Below are 17,044 nucleotides of genomic sequence, written 5' to 3'. Positions count from 1 at the left end.
CGATTGGTTCACATGTCTTCGACCTTCCTCTCTCACCTGCCCCTGTCTCGGCAGCAGATCGACCGCGACCACTCTTCGCGGGCCCGCCCGCAGCTCTTCGACGAGCTCTGGGCCGACCCCGCGACCCGGTTGCTGCCCCTGTGGCGGGGGCGCGCGCTCGCCGCTCACGACTTCGGCAACCGACCCGCGCTGGCGCTTCTCAGCACCGACCTGGTGGCCGCGTTCGATCTGCGGGTCTACCTGGGCATCTCGCTGTCGACCATCTCTCCCGAGCCGGTCGGAACGCGGATCGTGCTGGTCGTCGTCGACGACGACGAGGCCGAGAGACTCGAGCCCGACGAGGCCCGCTGGGTGAACCTGCGCGATGTGGCGACGATCCTCAGCGACCGCGACGCCGGCGCGTTCGTCGAAGCGCTGGCCATCTCCGGATGGCATGCGTCGCACAGTCATTCGCCTCGAAGCGGTGCACCGACGGTGATCGAGAAGGGCGGCTGGGTTCGACGTGACCCCGAACTCGGCGTCGAGCTCTTCCCGCGCACCGATGCGGCCGTCATCGTGGGCATCGTCGACGCCGACGACAGGATCCTCCTCGGCTCCAACGCGATGTGGAAACAAAACCGCTTTTCGCTTCTCGCCGGCTTCGTCGAGCCCGGGGAGTCGTTCGAGGAGGCGGCGCAGAGAGAAGTCTTCGAGGAGTCAGGCGTGCGCATCCTCACGCCCGAGTATCTCGGCTCGCAGCCGTGGCCGTTTCCCGCGTCATTGATGGTCGGGTTCTACGCCCACGTCGACCCCGCGTTCGCCGACGAAGCACTGAAGCCGGATGGAGAGGAGATTCTCGACCTGCGCTGGTTCACCCGTGCGGAGATCGCCGATCCGGCGACCGGTGTGGCCCTGCCCGGCGCATCGTCGATAGCCCACGCCATCCTGCAGCACTGGTACGGGGGCCCGCTTCCCGCCGAGGCGCTCGTCTGGTGAGCGCCGGTCCGATTGCGGCCGGAGCACTGCCGGAGGGCATTCTCGCAGCCCTCGATGACGACCAGCAGATCGCGGCGAGGGCCCTGATCGGGCCGGTCTGCATCCTCGCCGGGGCGGGAACGGGAAAGACGCGGGCCATCACGCACCGGATCGCGTACGGCGTGGCGATCGGCGTCTACTCGCCGAACAGGGTCATGGCACTCACCTTCACCGCGCGCTCTGCAGCGGAGTTGCGCACCCGCCTGCGTCCGCTCGGGGCCGGAGGAGTCGCCGCTCGCACATTCCACGCGGCCGCCCTGTCGCAGCTCAACTACTTCTGGCCCACCGTCGTCGGTGGCGACATGCCCAGATTGCTCGAGGGCAAGGCTCGCCTCCTCGGGCACGCCGCTGAGACGCTCAGGGTGAAGATCGATACAGCGAGCCTTCGCGACCTCGCGGCCGAGATCGAGTGGCGAAAGGTGTCGAGCCTGAGTCTGGATGCCTACGAGCTGGCCCTGCGCACGTCACGGCCGCTGCCGGGCACGCTCTCCGTCGACCAGGTGCTGGCCATGCACCAGAAGTACGAAGACATCAAAGACGAGCGCCGCCAGCTCGACTTCGAAGACGTGCTGCTCGCGACGGCGGGCATGATCGAGCAGGAGCCCGCGGTGGCGATGCAGGTGCACGAGCAGTACCGGTTCTTCGTCGTCGACGAATATCAAGACGTCTCGCCGCTGCAGCATCGTCTGCTCTCGCTCTGGGTCGGCGGGCGCAGCGACCTCTGCGTCGTCGGCGACGCCAGCCAGACCATCTACTCGTTCGCCGGGGCCCGAAGCGACTATCTCCTGTCGTTCGCGGGGGAGTACGACAATGCCACCACGGTGCGCCTGGAGCAGAACTACCGCAGCACGCCCGCGATCGTCGACGTGGCCAACAGACTGATGAAGGGCCGAGCTGGCGCACTGTCGTTGCATGCGCTGGGGGAGCGCGGCGTCAGTCCCGAGATCACGCCCTACGCATCCGACGTCGCCGAGGCCCGCGGAATCGCCTCTCGGATAGCCCGGGCCATCGACGAGGGCACGCGGGTAGAGGACATCGCCGTGCTCTACAGGGTGAACGTGCAGGCCGCCGCCCTCGAGACCGCCCTGTCGGACGCGGGCGTCAGCTATCAGATTCGTGGATCGAAGCGGTTCTTCGATCTTCCGGAGGTGAAGCAGGCGGTGATGTCGCTCCGCGCGGCGTCGGTGTCAATCACCGGTGAGCCGTTGTTCAAGTCGGTCAGCGATGTTCTGCGCTCGCTCGGCTGGAGCCAGGATGCGCCGGAGGCACGGGGCGCCGTGCGCGACAGGTGGGAGGCGCTCAACGCCCTGATGGCGCTCGCAGAGAACCAGCCGGCGTCGACGACCTTCCGCCAGTTCACCGACGAATTGATGGAGCGCCAGGGGTCGGGCCACGAGCCGACCATCCAGGCGGTCACCCTGGCCACGTTGCACTCCGCCAAAGGGCTCGAGTGGCCCGTCGTATTTCTCGCCGGGCTGTCGGAGGGCCTCGTTCCGATCAGCTACGCGAAAACCTTCGATCAGATCGACGAGGAGCGCCGGCTTCTCTATGTGGGAATCACCCGCGCGCGGCGTCGGCTCGAGCTGTCGTATGCGGAGTCGGGAATGGGTCGGTCTCAGCAGCGACAGCCATCTCGTTTTCTGCAGGAGGCACTCCCCGGCACGCACACTCCGCGTGCGGTGTGAACGCCTTCTCCGAGACGTCGCCCGTGGCTCCGTCGACGATGCTCGCGCGCGAGCGCAGCCGGTGCCGCCTCGAACGAGGTGTGTCGGCGGCCAAGCGGTCGAGCACGGCGCGGGCGACCAGAGGGGTGACCGTCGACACGGTGAGCGGGTCTTCCGTGTGAGCGCTTCGGCCGAAAAGCTGCCCGGCGAGGGCGGGCCAGTGCGGCTCGTCGTCGATTCGGGCACGGTCGATGCAGTGCAGGCACGGTCCTGATCCCGGTTCGACCAGAGGGCCGATGCGCACTTCCGAGTCGCCGAACACGACGGCGAGATGAGGGATGTCGCGGCGGAGCCACGCTCCGGAGAGGCGCGGGTCGGTGCTGAACGTCGACACGATGATCGCCAGATCGGCCGCGTCGCCGGGTTCGACGAGCCGGGCGCCGAGACCCGTGAGAACCGATCGGATGGCGGCCGCCCCGACGATCGAACCGGTGACCACGACGTCGGCACCCTCGAGCCGACGGAGCGGCACAGGCCCCTGCCGCAGCGCCGGCTCTATCCGCGCCAGAAGATCGGCGACGCCTGCGCCGCTCGCGCCGACCGTCTCGCCGACCATGTCGAGCCCCGTTCTGCTGATGCCCTTCCGCAGCACGGCGATGAGGTGCTCATCGGGCACCGTCACATCGTGCAGCGTCACGATCGCCCGGTCGGCGCCGATCTGCATGCTCGACGGCGTTCGCCAGAGAACGGGGTAGCGGGGATCGATCTGCAGGGCCATGCACAGATCATGCCCGATCGACCGAGCGCGCCGTTCGAGTTATGCACAGGCCGCGCCGCGACTGCTACTCGCTTTCGTCGCGGAGCAGATCCTCGAGCGCCTGGTCCATCTCGTCGGGCGCCGGCGTGCCGGCCCGAAGACGCGCGACGAGGGCTGCGGGATCGTCGATGTCGTCGGGGGTGGGCACCAGGTCGGGGTGCGACCAGAGTTCGTCGCGCACGTCTGAACCGACGGCATCCGTGACGGCCTGCCACATGAAGGCGGCCTCACGAAGGCGACGGGGGCGAAGCTCGAGCCCGATGAGCGTCGAGAAGGCGGATTCGGCTGGACCGCCCGTCGCACGGCGCCGGCGCACCGTCTCGGCGACGGCGTCGCGCGAGGGAAGGCGCGTGGTGGCCTGGGCCGTGACGACGTCGACCCATCCTTCGATGAGGGCCAGCATGGTCTCGAGTCGGGTGAGCGCGTGCTGCTGAGCCTCGGTCTTCGGCGGGATGAGGGCGCCGGAGACGACGGCCTGGCGCAGCTCTTCGGGGTTCGACGGATCGAAGCCCTCGGCGAGTTCTTCGAGGCGCTCGGTGTCGATGCGGATCCCGCGGGCGAATTCTGTGATCGACGTGATGAGGTGCAGGCGCAGCCATTTGGCGTGCCGAAAGAGGCGGGCGTGCGCCAGCTCGCGAACGGCCAGGTAGAGCTGAACCTGGTCGAGCGGAATGTCGAGGCCCTCGCTGAACGAGGCGATGTTCTGCGGAACGAGGGCCGCGGTCTGGTCTTCGAAGAGCGGGATGCCGACATCGCCGCCCGAGACGACCTCGGTCGAGAGCTGGCCGACGACCTGGCCGAGCTGCACGGCGAAGAGGGCGCCTCCGAGGTTGCGCATGAGCTTGGATGCGCCGGCCAGCATGCCGGCCATTTCTTCTGGCGCCTGGTCTTTCAGGACGGCGGTGAGGGCATCCGCGATGCTGAGCGCAACGGGCTCGGCGAGCTGGCTCCACACCGGCATGGTCGCCGTGGTCCACTGCTGACGGGTCAGGTAGGCGGGCGGCGATGCCAGCTCGGTGACGCCGGTGACCTCGTCGAGCCACAGTGCGGCGATGCGGAGCGCGCCGTCGAGTTCGGTGCGTTGGGCGTCTGTGACGCTCAGCGACGACTGGCCGGCGAATTCGTTCGCCTGTTTCGTGGCGACCTGCCAGTCGATGCCGTCGCCCGAGGTGCGCATGGCGTTTTGCAGCTGCTGCATGAGCTGCTGCACGGCCGCAGGGTCTGAGGGGAGGCCCGCGGCGCTCGCCAGCTTGGCCGGATCCATCTCGGAATTGCCCTCGAGAAAGCTCCTCATCATGTCGCGGAAGTCGTCCTCCGGCTCCTTGGGTGTGTCGTCGCTCATGGCAGCAAACCTCTTTCGCCCGGCAGTTCGGCGAGGATCAGGTGTGCTCCATGCCCGCTGTCAGAATTGCTCTCTACGCTAGCCCGTGGCCGATCGGCCTTGCTGAGATTTCCCATAGGCTGGGGCCTCCGGCCGTGCGCCCGTGGCGAACAGGGCCCGACGGGCGCTTCGCCCGCATTCGATTTCCATCCTGTCGTCGAGGAGACACGTGAGCCTGTTCGGATTGAGCGCAGCCGAGCGGCGTACGGCACGCCGTCGCACGACCGGATGGACGGTGCTCGTCATCGCACTCGTTCTCGGCCTCGTCATGAGCTTTCTCCCGACCCCCTATGTCATCGAACAGCCCGGGCCGGTCTTCGACACCCTCGGGTCGCAGACGGTCGATGGTACCGAGACCCCGCTCATCTCGATCGACGGCGAGACGACCTACCCGACGGCGGGAACCCTCGACATGCTCACCGTGTCGGTCGTCGGTTCTCCGCAGCAGACACCGTCGTGGGCCGAGGTCGTGCAGGCCTACTTCGACCGCAGCAAGGCGGTCGTTCCGCTCGAGGCCATCTACCCCGCCGACGTCACGACAGATCAGCGCGACGAGCAGAATGCCGCCCTGATGGTCGACAGCCAGCAGGAGGCCATCGCCGCCGCCCTCAGCAGCCTCGGCTACGACTTCGAGACCAGCGTCAGCGTCGGGACCGTGTCGAAGGATTCTCCTGCGGACGGCGAGCTCGAGGCGGGCGATGTCATCACGGGCGTCAACGGCCAGGCCGTCGATTCGATCGACGAGCTCCGCGCGGCCGTCGCCGAGAACGGAACCGACAAGCCGGCCGTCGTCGACGTGACCCGCGATGGCACGCCGGTCGAGGCATCCATAACCCCGATCACCAGCGGCGACGCGTCGGTGCTCGGAATCGGCGTGCAGGCCGGCTTCGAGTTTCCCTTCGATGTCGAGATCCAGCTCGACGATGTGGGCGGCCCGAGCGTCGGCATGATGTTCGCACTCGGAATCATCGACAAGCTCAGCGAGGGAGAGCTGAACGGCGGCGAGAACGTGGCCGGCACGGGAACGATCTCGGCCGATGGCGGCGTGGGGCCGATCGGCGGCATCCGCCAGAAGCTGTTCGGCGCCCGGGATGCCGGCGCAGACTGGTTTCTCGCCCCCGCGTCGAACTGCGACGAGGTCACAGGTCACGTGCCCGACGGCATCCGGGTCTTCGCCGTGTCGACCCTCGATGATTCGCTGGCCGCGCTGGCTGCAATCGCGAGCGGCACCGGCCTCGACGCGTTGCCCACCTGCACCGCGACCTCTGCCGCGCAGTAGTTCTTCACTGGCCGCCCGAGTGGCGTGTTCTCCTGCGGCGCAATGCCCGGCGGGGGAGTTCTCAGCCTGCCCTGTCTAGGATGGTCGGACACCGCACCGCTCGTAAAGAGGCCCCCACACGTGACTTCCCAAACCGCCGAGAAGCCCATTAGAAGATCCCGCGCACCCCTGGCGATCACCATCGCCATCGTCGTTGCCCTGGCCATCGCCTTCTTCGCTTTCTCCAATCTCTACACCGAGATCCTCTGGTACGACCAGGTCGGATTCGTCGACGTGCTCACCACGCAGTGGGCCGCGGGCGGGGTGATGTTCTTCATCGGCTTCTTCGCCATGGCCATCCCCGTCTGGGCGTCGATCGAAATCGCCTTCCGCTGGCGACCGGTCTATGCGAAACTCAATTCGCAGCTCGACCGCTACCAGCAGGTCGTCGAACCTCTTCGCCGCCTGGCATCCATCGGCATCCCGGTGATGCTCGGCATCTTCGCGGGAGTCGCCACCGCATCGCGCTGGCAGCTCACGCTGATGTACCTCAACCGCACGCCCACGGGCGAGACCGACCCCCAGTTCGGGCTCGACATCTCGTTCTTCCTCTACGACCTGCCGTTCTTCCGCGGCGTCGTCGGATTCGCGTCGGCCGTCATCCTCGTCTCCACGATCGCCGCTCTCGCCACCAGCTATCTCTACGGAGCGGTTCGCGTGGCGGGTCGCGAGGTGCGCATCTCGAAGACCGCGCGCATCCAGATCGCCATTCTCGCCGCGCTCTACCTCGCCGTGCAGGCGGCCAGCATCTGGCTCGACCAGTACTCCACGGTCACCAACGGCACGGGCAAGCTCATCACGGGAGCTACGTATGCCGACGTCAACGGAACCATTCCCGGCCTGTCGATCCTCGCGGGCATCGCGGGCATCGTGGCTGTTCTCTTCATCGTCGCGGCGGTCATCGGCCGGTGGCGTCTGCCGATCATCGGCACGGTGCTGCTCATCGTGTCGAGTCTCATCCTCGGCTCGCTGTATCCGTGGGTCGTGCAGCGCTTTCAGGTCGACCCGTCGGAGCGTTCGCTCGAGTCTGCGTACATCCAGCGAAACATCGACTCCACGCGTGACGCCTACGGCGTGTCCGACGTCGAAGAAACAGAGTACGACGCCACGACCGACGCGACGACCGGCGCCTTGAGACAGGATGCGGTCACGACCGCGAACATCCGCATCATCGACCCGGCCCTCGTCTCCGACACCTACAAGCAGCTCGAGCAGTTCCGCCAGTACTACCAGTTTCCGCAGTACCTCGACGTCGACCGCTACGACATCAACGGCACCGTGCAAGACGCTGTGACAACGGTGCGCGACCTGAACCTCGAAGGACTCGGCGCCTCGAACACCTGGTACAACCAGCACATCGTCTATACGCACGGCTACGGCCTCGTTGCCGCGTTCGGCAACCAGCGCTCGGTCGACGGCCAGCCTGTGTTCCTGGAGTCCGGCATCCCGTCGACGGGTGAACTCGGCGAATACAACCCGCGAATCTACTTCGGTGAGACGTCGCCGGACTACTCCATCGTGGGTGGGCCCAAGGGCGGCGACAAGAACGAGCTCGACTATCCGTCGGGTGAAGAGGGTGCGCAGCAGACATATACGACCTTCGCGGGCGACGGCGGGCCGAAGCTCGACAACGTCTTCAACAAGCTCGTCTACGCGCTCAAGTTCCAGTCGGAACAGATCTTCTTGTCTGACGGGGTGACCGACCAGTCGCAGATTCTGTATGACCGCGACCCCGCCGAGCGCGTCGCCAAGGTTGCGCCCTACCTCACGATGGACTCGGATCCCTACGCCTCTGTCGTCGACGGCAAGGTCGTCTGGATCGTCGACGGCTACACCACCAGCTCGAACTACCCGTACTCGCGCACCGAGAGCCTGTCCGACGTCATCGCCGACACCTACCAGCCCCGTCCGGCGTTCGCTGTCGATGACATCAACTACATCCGCAACTCCGTCAAGGCGACGGTCGATGCCTACGACGGAACAGTGACGCTGTACGCCTGGGACGAGACCGACCCCCTTTTGCAGACCTGGCAGAAGATCTTCCCGTCGACCCTCAAGCCCATGAGCGAGATGAGCGGCGACCTGCTCAGCCACGTGCGCTACCCGGCCGACCTGTTCAAGGTGCAGCGCTCGATCCTGGGTCAGTATCACGTGACCGACGCCGGATCGTTCTACTCTCGCGAAGACGCCTGGGCGACTCCCGACGATCCCACGTCGCCGTCGGCCAGCCCCACCCTGCAGCCGCCCTACTACCTGACCCTGCAGATGCCGGGTCAGAGCGAACCGAGCTACTCGCTGTACTCGACCTTCATTCCGCTCACCGAGGGCGAAGGCAACCGCAACGTGCTCAACGGGTACTTGGCGGTCGATTCGAACGCGGGCTCCGAAGACGGCACGGTGTCTGACGACTACGGAAAGCTCAGGCTGCTCACACTGCCCAAAGACGACACGGTTCCCGGGCCCGGCCAGGTGCAGAACAACTTCACGACAGACCCGACGGTCTCGCAGGCGCTCAACCTGCTGCGGCAGGGTTCGACAGAGGTCAAGAACGGAAACCTTCTGACCCTGCCCGTCGGCGGCGGCCTGCTGTACGTGCAGCCGGTCTACGTGCAGTCGACGGGGGGCACGAGCTACCCCCTGCTGCAGAAGATCCTGGTCGCATTCGGCGACAAGATCGCGTTCGAAGACACCCTCGACGCGGCACTCGACGAACTGTTCGGCGGCGACTCTGGAGCCGTCGCCGGAGACGAGGGCGTTCCCGTCGGAGACACCGGCGCGACACCGACGCCCGACGATACGGCGGGTACGACACCGGATGCCGACACCGACGCGCCCAGCACCGATACGCCCACCCCGGATGCAGGCGGCCTCACTCAGGCGCTCCTCGACGCGAAGAGCGCGCTCGACGAACGCGACACGGCGTTGAAGGCCGGTGACTGGGCGGCCTACGGCGTAGCCGACGCCAAGCTCCAGGCGGCACTCGACAGGGCGCTGGCGGCCCAGGGCCAGTAGCGGAGGCCGAGCGGTCCGAACCACTCGAACCCTGTGTTAGTCTTAACAGGTAGCGCGGGGTGGAGCAGTTCGGTAGCTCGCTGGGCTCATAACCCAGAGGTCGCAGGTTCAAATCCTGTCCCCGCAACAGAAGAGAAGTTTCATTACTTCACAGAGAAAGGCCCCTCTTTCAAGAGGGGCCTTTCTTGTTTCTGCAGTCTCCATCGTGGGTCGCCCTGATAAGGAGATCGGTGTCACTCCGAGGCGACGATCGTCCATCCTGTCGTGCGTGTGATTCGTGGTCGCAGTTCGTCGAGTACGAGTCTCGCCTCCGCCTGGCTCCTCCAGTGCCACACGGTGAGCACGAGCGGGTAGCGGGAGTCGGAATCGTCGACGTGCACCTCGAGCGTCGTGTCAGAGGTGGGGAGTAGATACTCCGCCCCCTCATCGTCGATCTCGAGCGGAAATCGCAGGGCTGTTCCGAGCGCGACGAGGGCCTCTCGTGGCGTGACGCGCGCGTCGCCGCGCATTCGGGCGGTCGTCTCGCGGCGCGAGATATCAGGATTCATCACAGAACGTCAGTGCGCATCGGAGCCTGCCCCTGTGGCCCAGGTCAGTTGCGTGAGGTATACGTCGATCGTCGCCGGATCGAACTGCGGATCTGCGACGAGGAACTTGTCGAAGATGGCGAGAAACCCGATGGCCGAGGGCGCCCACTCCGTAGGTTCTTCGGTGAGCGTGGGCGGGCCGACGTAGAAGTTGTCGGTGATCGCCGGGTTCGAGAGATGCCGAACCGCGAGTCCCTCGACCATCGACGACCCGAGGACGGTGTACAGCGTGAATCCTCCGACGAAATCGTCGCGCAGTGTGAACCCGAGCAGGCGCGCCATGGCCTCATGGAACGCCGCCATGCTCTCGACGAAACGGTCGCTGCCGCGACGCAGGGTCTCGGCGACACGGCGCAGACTCTCGCTGCCGTCATTGGCGAGAAGCGCCGCCGACGTTGCGAGAAACGACTGCCACGCGGCCGAATCGATCGTGCTGTAGAAATTCTGCTCGAGCACGACCCTGATGAGCTCGAGAATGAGCCGACGTCTGCCGTCTTCCGTCGAGTGGAGGTCTGGCCGCGACGCGACGATCCGGATGGCCGTGCGAAGCGCGTGATCGTCGCTGAGCTGCTCGGCAAACGTCGACGCCGCCTCATTGAGCAGCTCGCCGACGAACTCCTCTTTCGACTTGAACACCCGATAGGCCGAGCTGCGAGAGACCCCTGCCGAGGCGATGACGTCGTCTAGCTGCAGGTCATGAAAGCCGAGCGTCATGCCTCGCTCGCCGATCGTGGCCAATGCGGCATCCAACATCCGGCGCCGAATCTGCACCGACGTCATGCGTCTCGACGGGGTCCGCGTTATTCGGGCGCTGGGGTCACGTGGCATGCATTCTCCTGAAGTTCGGCCCCCACCACCCTCCAGTCTCGTGGTCTGAGCGCTCAGCCTCTAATGCACAATGAGACAACGAGTCTCATCGGGTCACACGACGTGAGCCTCCAACGCGTGCAGAAGCGATTCCTGCACGTACCCCACCCACGCGTAGACCTCGAGCACAGACCGGTCGGGGCCGTCGATGCGCAGTTCGTCGTCGTCGTGCTCGATGCCCAGACCCGCCGCGATGGTGAGCCGGATGTCGGTGAGACAGCGCAACCACGATTGGGCGGCAGCCGCATCCAGTCTCACTCGCACGGCCTTGCCCGATTCGTCGCCGGCGGCGAACACGTCGACGACGGCCTGCGCGTTTCGAGCCTTGCGTTCGATGAGACCCTCCGACGTGAAGCGGTGAAACTCCGCATCGTTCTCGCCGCCGTCACGGTACGCGGCAGGCAGGAGCCGGTTGATGGCTCGGAAACTCGGCGAGTCTGGATCGACGCCGTCGGCGTCTGAGAGCAGCGCCTGCACGTCGGTGGCGAGTTGCGCGAGGATGTCTGCCTCAGCGCGTTCGAATGACGCCGTGAGGTCGCCGCCGCGCCGGGTGAACGGGCTCACGCGTCGACTTTCTGCAGCGTCGCCCACAGGCCGAAGTCGTGCATGGCCTCGACGTGGCGTTCCATCTCTTCGCGGGTACCCGTGGCCACGACCGCCCGACCCTCCGTGTGCACCTGCAGCATCCTCTTCTCTGCCTCGAGCTTCGAGAATCCGAAGTAGCTGCGAAACACGTACGACACGTACGACATGAGATTCACCGGATCGTTCCAGACGAGGGTGATCCACGGGGCACCGAGCTGCAGCCGCTCAACGAGCTGCGCATCGATCTCTGTATCGATCTCTGTCGCGTCGAGGGTCTGTGCCACGGTGACAAGCCTGTCACACGACCGAGATCGGATGCGCCGGATCGCCCCGGCTCAGCTGTTGCGAAGCGCCGAGACGAGCTGGGCCTTCGTCTTTCTCGAGTACCCCTTCTGGCCGAGTTCCTTGGCGCGCTTCTTGAGCTCTGGCACGGTCCAGTCGTCGTAAGAACCAGACTCGCCGCCCGATCGCCCGACTTCCGAGCGCCCCTTCTTGGCCGCGGCGTTCGAGATACGCGCCGCCTTCTGCTTCGACGCGCCCTCGTCTCGCAACTCCTCATAGAGGTGCGGATCTTTGAGCGACGGATTCGACTTGCCCGGCATGATGACCTCCTAGACGGCGCGGGTGCGCCACGCGTCGATCGTAGACGCGCCCTCGAACCTCATTCCAGGGGTTGAAGCAGCGCGGTGCACGTGAGCCGGATCGGCTGCGCCGTATCGCCCCTACGACCGGGCGGCGTCGAGCCCGGTGGCGGCGTCGAGCTCGGTGTCGGCGTCGAGCTCGGCGTCTGCGTCATCGAGGGCGTTGAGCACCCGAACGGCCGCGTCATTCGCGCCGATGGCGTACTCGTTCGTCTCGGTCTCGTCGACCAGTTCGTCGGTCGCGATCTGTTCGATCCGACTGATCGTCTGCTCGAGCGCCGTCGTTGTGGACTGCACGAATGCGACCAGGCGCTCGTCCGGTGCGTTGTCGTCGGTCCACTCGCCGACGACATCGGCGCCGGCGAGAGCGGCCACGGTGAGCCGGAGCCGGTTCTCCCATTCGCCGCGCTGTGCCGTGACGCCGTCGAGCTCCTCGACGGCCGCGTCGCGCTGAGCATCGCTGCGGTCTCGTTCCTCGCGCACCGCGGCGATATCCGAGCGGCTCTGTTCGAGTTCGGATGCCGTCTGCTCGGCTCGAGCAACGGCTTGGGCCAGGTTGCCGCGCGCCTCGGACAGCGCGGTGTCGGTGTCTCCCGTGTCGTTCTGGAGCTGAGAAGCCAGCGCCTCCTTCTCGGCGATCAACTCGGACGTCTGCCTCTGGTGGCTCGCGCCCAGCTCGGCCAGCTGCTGCTCATGGGTGGCCGTGAGTTCGCCGACCTGCACGTCGTGGGCCGCCTTCAGCTCTGAGACCTGCTGCTGGTGGGCCTCATCGATGGTGCCGAGCTGGGAGGCATGCTCTGCTGCCAGCGCGGTGACGTCGGTGGTGCGAGTGCCTTCGAGTTCGGCGACCTGGGACTCGAGTCGTGCCGTGAGCTCGGCGATCTGTGCGTCGCGCTGGGCTCGAAGCTCTGCCAGCTCGGTTGTGAGCGATGCCACCTCCGTCTCGCGCTGCGCGTGCAGGCCGGCGACCGTCGCGTCGCGTTCACTGCGCAACGTCGCGACCTCGTTCTCGCGCTGGCTCGACAGGGCTGCGACCTCGGAGGCGAGCCGGGAGCGGAGGTCGGCGACCTCTGCGTCACGCTGCTGCTGCAGAGCCGCCAGGTCGGCGTCGCGTTGGGCCGAGAGCGAGACGAGTTCGTTCTGGCGCTGCTGGTGCAGCGCCGCAACCTGCACTTCGCGTTCATTCGCCAGGGCGGCCGACTCCGCTTCTCGCTGCTGATGGAGCGCACCGACCTCGGCCTCGTGCTGGGCGGTCAGCGCGGCGACCTGGGCGACCGACCGCGCCGACAGCTCAGCGACATCGGCTTCGCGCTGCTGGTGCAGGCTCGCAACCTCTGTGTCGCGCTGCTGGTGAAGCGCACCGACCTCGGCCTCGCGCTGAGCGGTGAGGGCAGAGACCTGGCTCTGCAGTTCTGCTCGCAGTCGAGCGACCTCGGCCTCTGCCTCGTCGGCCCGCGCCGTCTGCACGGTCAGCCGCTCGTCGAGGTCGGCGGCGTGGGCCTGCGATTCGGCGAGCTGCCCCGACACGTCGGCCAGGTGGGCCTCGGCGCTAATTCTCGCCTCGTCACGGGCCTGGCGGTCTTCGATGACGTTGTCGAGGTGGAGTCTGATGATCTCCAGCGGATCTTCAGTGGTGTCGAGGTTGACGATCGGCTCGAGGTCGGGTTGAACATAGGCCGGCTTGGCCGTGGGGTCGATCATGTGGTGCGTGAAGAGTTCTTCAGTGACCGGACGATAGCGCGCCTGGAAATCGTCGGACCCGATCTTGACCGCGGCATCGATGAGCTTGACCGCGAAGCGGTCGCGACCCGAGAGCACGAGCGGCGGTTCGGCCTGTGTGACCAGGCTCGTCCCGACGGGCGCGCGCGTGACCGGATTCTCGTCGAAATTCTCGGAGTCGGGGGAGGGGGCATCGAAAGTCATGAAACTCCTTCGGTATCCGGGTCGAAATCGGAGACCGTCGCTGTGGTCGGGCAGGCCGTTTTTCAGGATACCGGGCCGCGCACCGGCATGGGGTCGGTAATCGAAACCCAGCCCGGCGCATCCGGTCGCCGGTCGCGCCGCCGGTCAGGCCAGGTCGTCGGTGAGCAGGTGGGCGGTGGGCTCGTCGATGATGAGGTCGGTGATGAGCCCGGCTGCCAGGGCCCCGCGGAGGGCGGGCAACTTCGACTTTCCGCTGACCACGCAGACGCGCCGGGCGACGTGCGAGACGAGCTCGAGGCTCGGCCCGCTCGTGCGCGAGTTCATCGGGATGTCGGTCGACGAGCCGTCGGCGCGGTAGAAGACGGTCGCCACGTCTCCGACGACGTCGGATCTGGTCAGGGACGCATAGTCGGACTCGTCGAGGTAGCCGCCGATGTATACGTGGCTGGGCACGTCCGCGAAGGGTGATCCGATTCCGAACAGGGCGATGTCCATGCGCTTCTGAATGTCGAGCACGCGTTTGATGGCGCGCTCTCGCCACATCGCCTGCTTCGTCGCGGCGTCGTCGAAGAATGCCGGCACCGGAAACTGCTGCACCGTCGCTCCGAACGCGACGCCGAAGCGGGTCATGATCTCGCTCGCGTAGACGATGCCCGTGGTCTGGTAGTTGGCCGCTCCATTGAGCTGCACCAGGGTCGTGTTGTGAGTCACCTTCTCGGGAATGTGGCGACTCACCGCGCTGATCGTCGATCCCCAGGCGACGCCGATGGTCATGTTCGAGTCGACGAAGGGGGTGAGAATGCGTGCAGCCGACACGGCCACCCGCTCGAGGCGGTCGACCTCGTTGGTCGACGCCGGCACGGGCACGATGTGGGCACTCACGCCGTAGCGCTCGCGCATGCGATGCTGGGATGTCGAGACTCGTTCGGCGGGGGACTTCACCTGGATCTCGACGAGGCCGGTTTCCCGCGCAAAACTCAGCAGTCGCGAGATCGAGGAGCGCGAGGTGTGCAGCTCGTGGGCGATCGCCTCCATCGTGATGTCCTGGAGGTAGTAGAGCTGGGCGGCGCGCAGGGCATCACGCGATTTCTCTGCGTGCTGGTCTGCTGAGGCGAGCGTCATAGAACCATGTTCGCACGGACTGCACGTCTGTGCATATCGCTTGAACAATTGTGTATGCATATCGAGACTGGAGACGTCATAAAACTTAGTTACACGAAGGCGAGTACCCAGTGAGTGCACCAGTCGTTTCCCCCTCCAACCAGGCAGGGCTTCGTCCCGACGTCGCCGGCCTCATCGCCGAGCCTCGGGCGCAGGTGCTTGTGATCGGCGGAGGCATCAACGGCATCGCAACATTTCGCGATCTGGCACTGCAGGGCGTCGACGTCATCCTCGTCGAGCGCGGCGACTACTGCTCGGGCGCCTCGGCCGCCTCGAGCCACATGATCCACGGTGGCGTACGTTACCTCGAGAACGGCGAGTTCCGACTCGTGCGCGAGTCGGTGCAGGAGCGAAATCGTCTGCTGCGCCTGGCTCCCCACTATGTGAAGCCGCTGCCCACGACGATCCCGATCTTCTCGACATTGTCGGGCATCGTGTCGGCCCCGCTCCGCTTTCTCACCCACAAGCAGAGCAAGCCGAAGGAGCGCGGCGCGTTGCTGATCAAGCTCGGCCTGCTCGGCTACGACTCGTTCTCCCGCGACGGAGGATCTGTTCCTCGGCACGAGTTCGCTGGACGAAAGAAGTCGCTGGCGAAGCTGCCCCAGCTGCGTCCCGACGTGAAATACACGGCCACGTACTACGACGCCGCCGTCGAGAACCCCGAGCGCCTTGCACTCGATCTCGTCGAAGACGCCCGGGCAACCGGGCCGCAGGCGCGCAGCGCGAATTACGTCGAGGCCATCGGCGTCTCGGGCGATGAGGTTCTCCTGCGCGACACCGTCTCGGGCCGGGAGTTCAGCATCGCGGCCGACGCGGTCGTGAACACCACCGGTCCGTGGACCGACCTCACCAACCAGGCGCTCGGAAGCCCGACCACGTTCATGGGCGGCACGAAGGGTTCGCACATCGTGCTCGACAACCCGGCCCTCCTCGACGCCTGCGCCGGAGGCGAGGTGTTCTTCGAGAACGACGACGGTCGGATCGTGCTGATCTACCCGCTCAACGGGCGCGTTCTCGTCGGAACGACCGATCTTGAAGCCGACATCACCCAGCCCGCGGTCTGCACCGAAGAAGAGGTCGACTACTTCTTCGAGCTCGTGTCGCACGTTTTCCCACGCATCCCCGTAGACCGCTCGCAGATCGTCTACCGCTACTCGGGCGTCCGCCCGCTGCCGAAGCACGACGACACGGCCCCCGGATTCGTCTCCCGCGACTATCGCATCGAGACCTCCCGCCTCGGCGGCGGAACGACAGTGCCGATGCTGAGCCTGGTGGGCGGCAAGTGGACGACGTTCCGTGCCCTGTCGGAGCATCTCGCCAACGAGACGCTCGAACTGCTCGGCAAGACCCGCCGCGTCAGCACCGAGAGGCTCGCGATCGGTGGCGGTGTCGGATTCCCGACCACCACCTGGGCTACCGATTCCTGGGTCGCGGCACACGCATCCGATCTCGGCGCAGACCGTGCCCGCGCCCTGCTCGCGCGCTATGGAACGAAGGCCGACAAGGTCATCGCCGCCCTGAGCGAATCGGCCGACGACCGCGAGCTCGTCAGCGTGGCCGGCTTCACGGCGGCAGAGATCACGTACCTGGTCGAGAACGAGTTCGTCGTGCATCTCACAGACCTGGTCCTTCGCCGCACCATCCTCGCGTTCGTCGGTCGACTCGACCAGGCCGCGTTCGACGAGCTCAGCTTGGTCGCCGCGCATGCACTCGGATGGTCGCCGGAGCAGCTCGCCGAGGAGCGAGCGGTCGCAGTGAAAGACCTCGCCCTCTTCCATGGTCTCGAACTCGACGCCGCACCGGCCGGCGTCGCCGTCACCGATAAATCGAGCGCAGTCTGAACAGACGTGCACGCGATTAAGTTGTTCGACTCGACCCCTGATCGCTAGCGTCGGTGGGGGGCCCGTCGTCGGTCGGACCTCATCTCATCAAGGTGACACAGGCGTCACATGAAGGAAGGTCGATGTGGACAATCTCGGTGTTGTTTTTCTCTCTGAACTGGTAGGCACTGCGCTGCTGGTGCTGCTCGGCTGTGGTGTGGTGGCGAATGTCGCCCTGGTCAAGAACAAGGGCT

General features: G+C 66.2%; 13 protein-coding genes, 1 tRNA gene and 2 pseudogenes. 7 read left to right on the top strand and 9 right to left on the bottom strand.

Features of this window, described 5'->3' with window-relative positions; all coding sequences use genetic code 11:
- Positions 1 to 12: 12 nt before the first annotated feature.
- Together nudC and ACE5CZ_RS06400 are read left to right on the top strand one after the other, a co-directional pair.
- Entirely contained in the window at positions 13 to 975 is a 963-nt protein-coding gene (nudC, locus tag ACE5CZ_RS06405) for an NAD(+) diphosphatase (protein ID WP_374946502.1), read from the top strand.
- Positions 972 to 2,699, top strand: a complete 1,728-nt coding sequence (locus ACE5CZ_RS06400) for an ATP-dependent helicase (RefSeq protein WP_374946501.1) — start codon at positions 972 to 974, stop codon at positions 2,697 to 2,699. Before nudC ends, ACE5CZ_RS06400 begins: the two co-directional genes overlap by 4 nt.
- Here ACE5CZ_RS06400 and ACE5CZ_RS06395 read toward each other — a convergent pair.
- A pseudogene (locus ACE5CZ_RS06395) lies at positions 2,650 to 3,294 on the bottom strand (TOMM precursor leader peptide-binding protein); the annotation flags it as partial. The gene ACE5CZ_RS06400 and the pseudogene ACE5CZ_RS06395 sit on opposite strands and share 50 nt — an antisense overlap.
- A gap of 226 nt (positions 3,295 to 3,520) precedes the next feature.
- The gene (locus ACE5CZ_RS06390) at positions 3,521 to 4,837 is read right to left on the bottom strand and encodes a zinc-dependent metalloprotease (protein WP_374946500.1); all 1,317 of its coding nucleotides are present in this window, start codon (positions 4,835 to 4,837) and stop codon (positions 3,521 to 3,523) included.
- Between the two features lie 208 nt (positions 4,838 to 5,045).
- Between ACE5CZ_RS06390 and ACE5CZ_RS06385 the strand changes: the two genes are divergently transcribed.
- From ACE5CZ_RS06385 to ACE5CZ_RS06375, 3 genes are all read left to right on the top strand, one after another.
- Positions 5,046 to 6,155 (top strand): PDZ domain-containing protein, encoded by a 1,110-nt coding sequence (locus ACE5CZ_RS06385; protein WP_374946499.1) that lies wholly within the window; start codon positions 5,046 to 5,048, stop codon positions 6,153 to 6,155.
- A gap of 120 nt (positions 6,156 to 6,275) precedes the next feature.
- Positions 6,276 to 9,206 carry a UPF0182 family protein gene (locus ACE5CZ_RS06380; RefSeq protein WP_374946498.1) on the top strand — a complete coding sequence of 977 codons (2,931 nt, stop codon included), beginning with the start codon at positions 6,276 to 6,278 and terminating at the stop codon, positions 9,204 to 9,206.
- Between the two features lie 53 nt (positions 9,207 to 9,259).
- Positions 9,260 to 9,333: transfer RNA gene (locus tag ACE5CZ_RS06375), tRNA-Met, on the top strand.
- Between the two features lie 106 nt (positions 9,334 to 9,439).
- On the opposite strand, the gene ACE5CZ_RS06370 is transcribed toward ACE5CZ_RS06375, so the two are convergent.
- The 7 genes from ACE5CZ_RS06370 to ACE5CZ_RS06340 all read right to left on the bottom strand — a co-directional run bounded on the left by ACE5CZ_RS06370 (position 9,440) and on the right by ACE5CZ_RS06340 (position 14,931).
- Entirely contained in the window at positions 9,440 to 9,757 is a 318-nt protein-coding gene (locus ACE5CZ_RS06370) for a hypothetical protein (protein ID WP_374946497.1), read from the bottom strand.
- Positions 9,758 to 9,763: 6 nt separating this feature from the next.
- Entirely contained in the window at positions 9,764 to 10,621 is an 858-nt protein-coding gene (locus tag ACE5CZ_RS06365) for a TetR/AcrR family transcriptional regulator (RefSeq protein ID WP_374946496.1), read from the bottom strand.
- A gap of 93 nt (positions 10,622 to 10,714) precedes the next feature.
- Positions 10,715 to 11,224 (bottom strand): DUF2017 family protein, encoded by a 510-nt coding sequence (locus ACE5CZ_RS06360; protein WP_374946495.1) that lies wholly within the window; start codon positions 11,222 to 11,224, stop codon positions 10,715 to 10,717.
- On the bottom strand, positions 11,221 to 11,529 hold the full coding sequence (clpS, locus tag ACE5CZ_RS06355; RefSeq protein WP_374946494.1) for an ATP-dependent Clp protease adapter ClpS: 309 nt from the start codon (positions 11,527 to 11,529) through the stop codon (positions 11,221 to 11,223). The genes ACE5CZ_RS06360 and clpS overlap by 4 nt, the downstream gene beginning before the upstream one ends.
- Positions 11,530 to 11,580: 51 nt before the next feature.
- Entirely contained in the window at positions 11,581 to 11,847 is a 267-nt protein-coding gene (locus ACE5CZ_RS06350; protein ID WP_374946493.1) for a Rho termination factor, read from the bottom strand.
- Between the two features lie 120 nt (positions 11,848 to 11,967).
- Positions 11,968 to 13,809, bottom strand: a complete 1,842-nt coding sequence (locus tag ACE5CZ_RS06345; protein WP_374946492.1) for a hypothetical protein — start codon at positions 13,807 to 13,809, stop codon at positions 11,968 to 11,970.
- A gap of 144 nt (positions 13,810 to 13,953) precedes the next feature.
- Complete coding sequence (locus tag ACE5CZ_RS06340) at positions 13,954 to 14,931, bottom strand: sugar-binding transcriptional regulator (protein WP_374946491.1); 978 nt, start codon at positions 14,929 to 14,931, stop codon at positions 13,954 to 13,956.
- Between the two features lie 110 nt (positions 14,932 to 15,041).
- Between ACE5CZ_RS06340 and ACE5CZ_RS06335 the strand changes: the two genes are divergently transcribed.
- On the top strand, positions 15,042 to 16,811 hold the full coding sequence (locus ACE5CZ_RS06335) for an FAD-dependent oxidoreductase (RefSeq protein ID WP_374946490.1): 1,770 nt from the start codon (positions 15,042 to 15,044) through the stop codon (positions 16,809 to 16,811).
- A 124-nt stretch (positions 16,812 to 16,935) separates the two neighbouring features.
- Positions 16,936 to 17,044: pseudogene (locus tag ACE5CZ_RS06330) on the top strand (aquaporin family protein); the annotation flags it as partial.

Source organism: Agreia sp. (genome assembly GCF_964263775.1).
Classification (GTDB): domain Bacteria; phylum Actinomycetota; class Actinomycetes; order Actinomycetales; family Microbacteriaceae; genus Agreia.
This window is presented reverse-complemented; position numbering and strand designations above follow the sequence as displayed.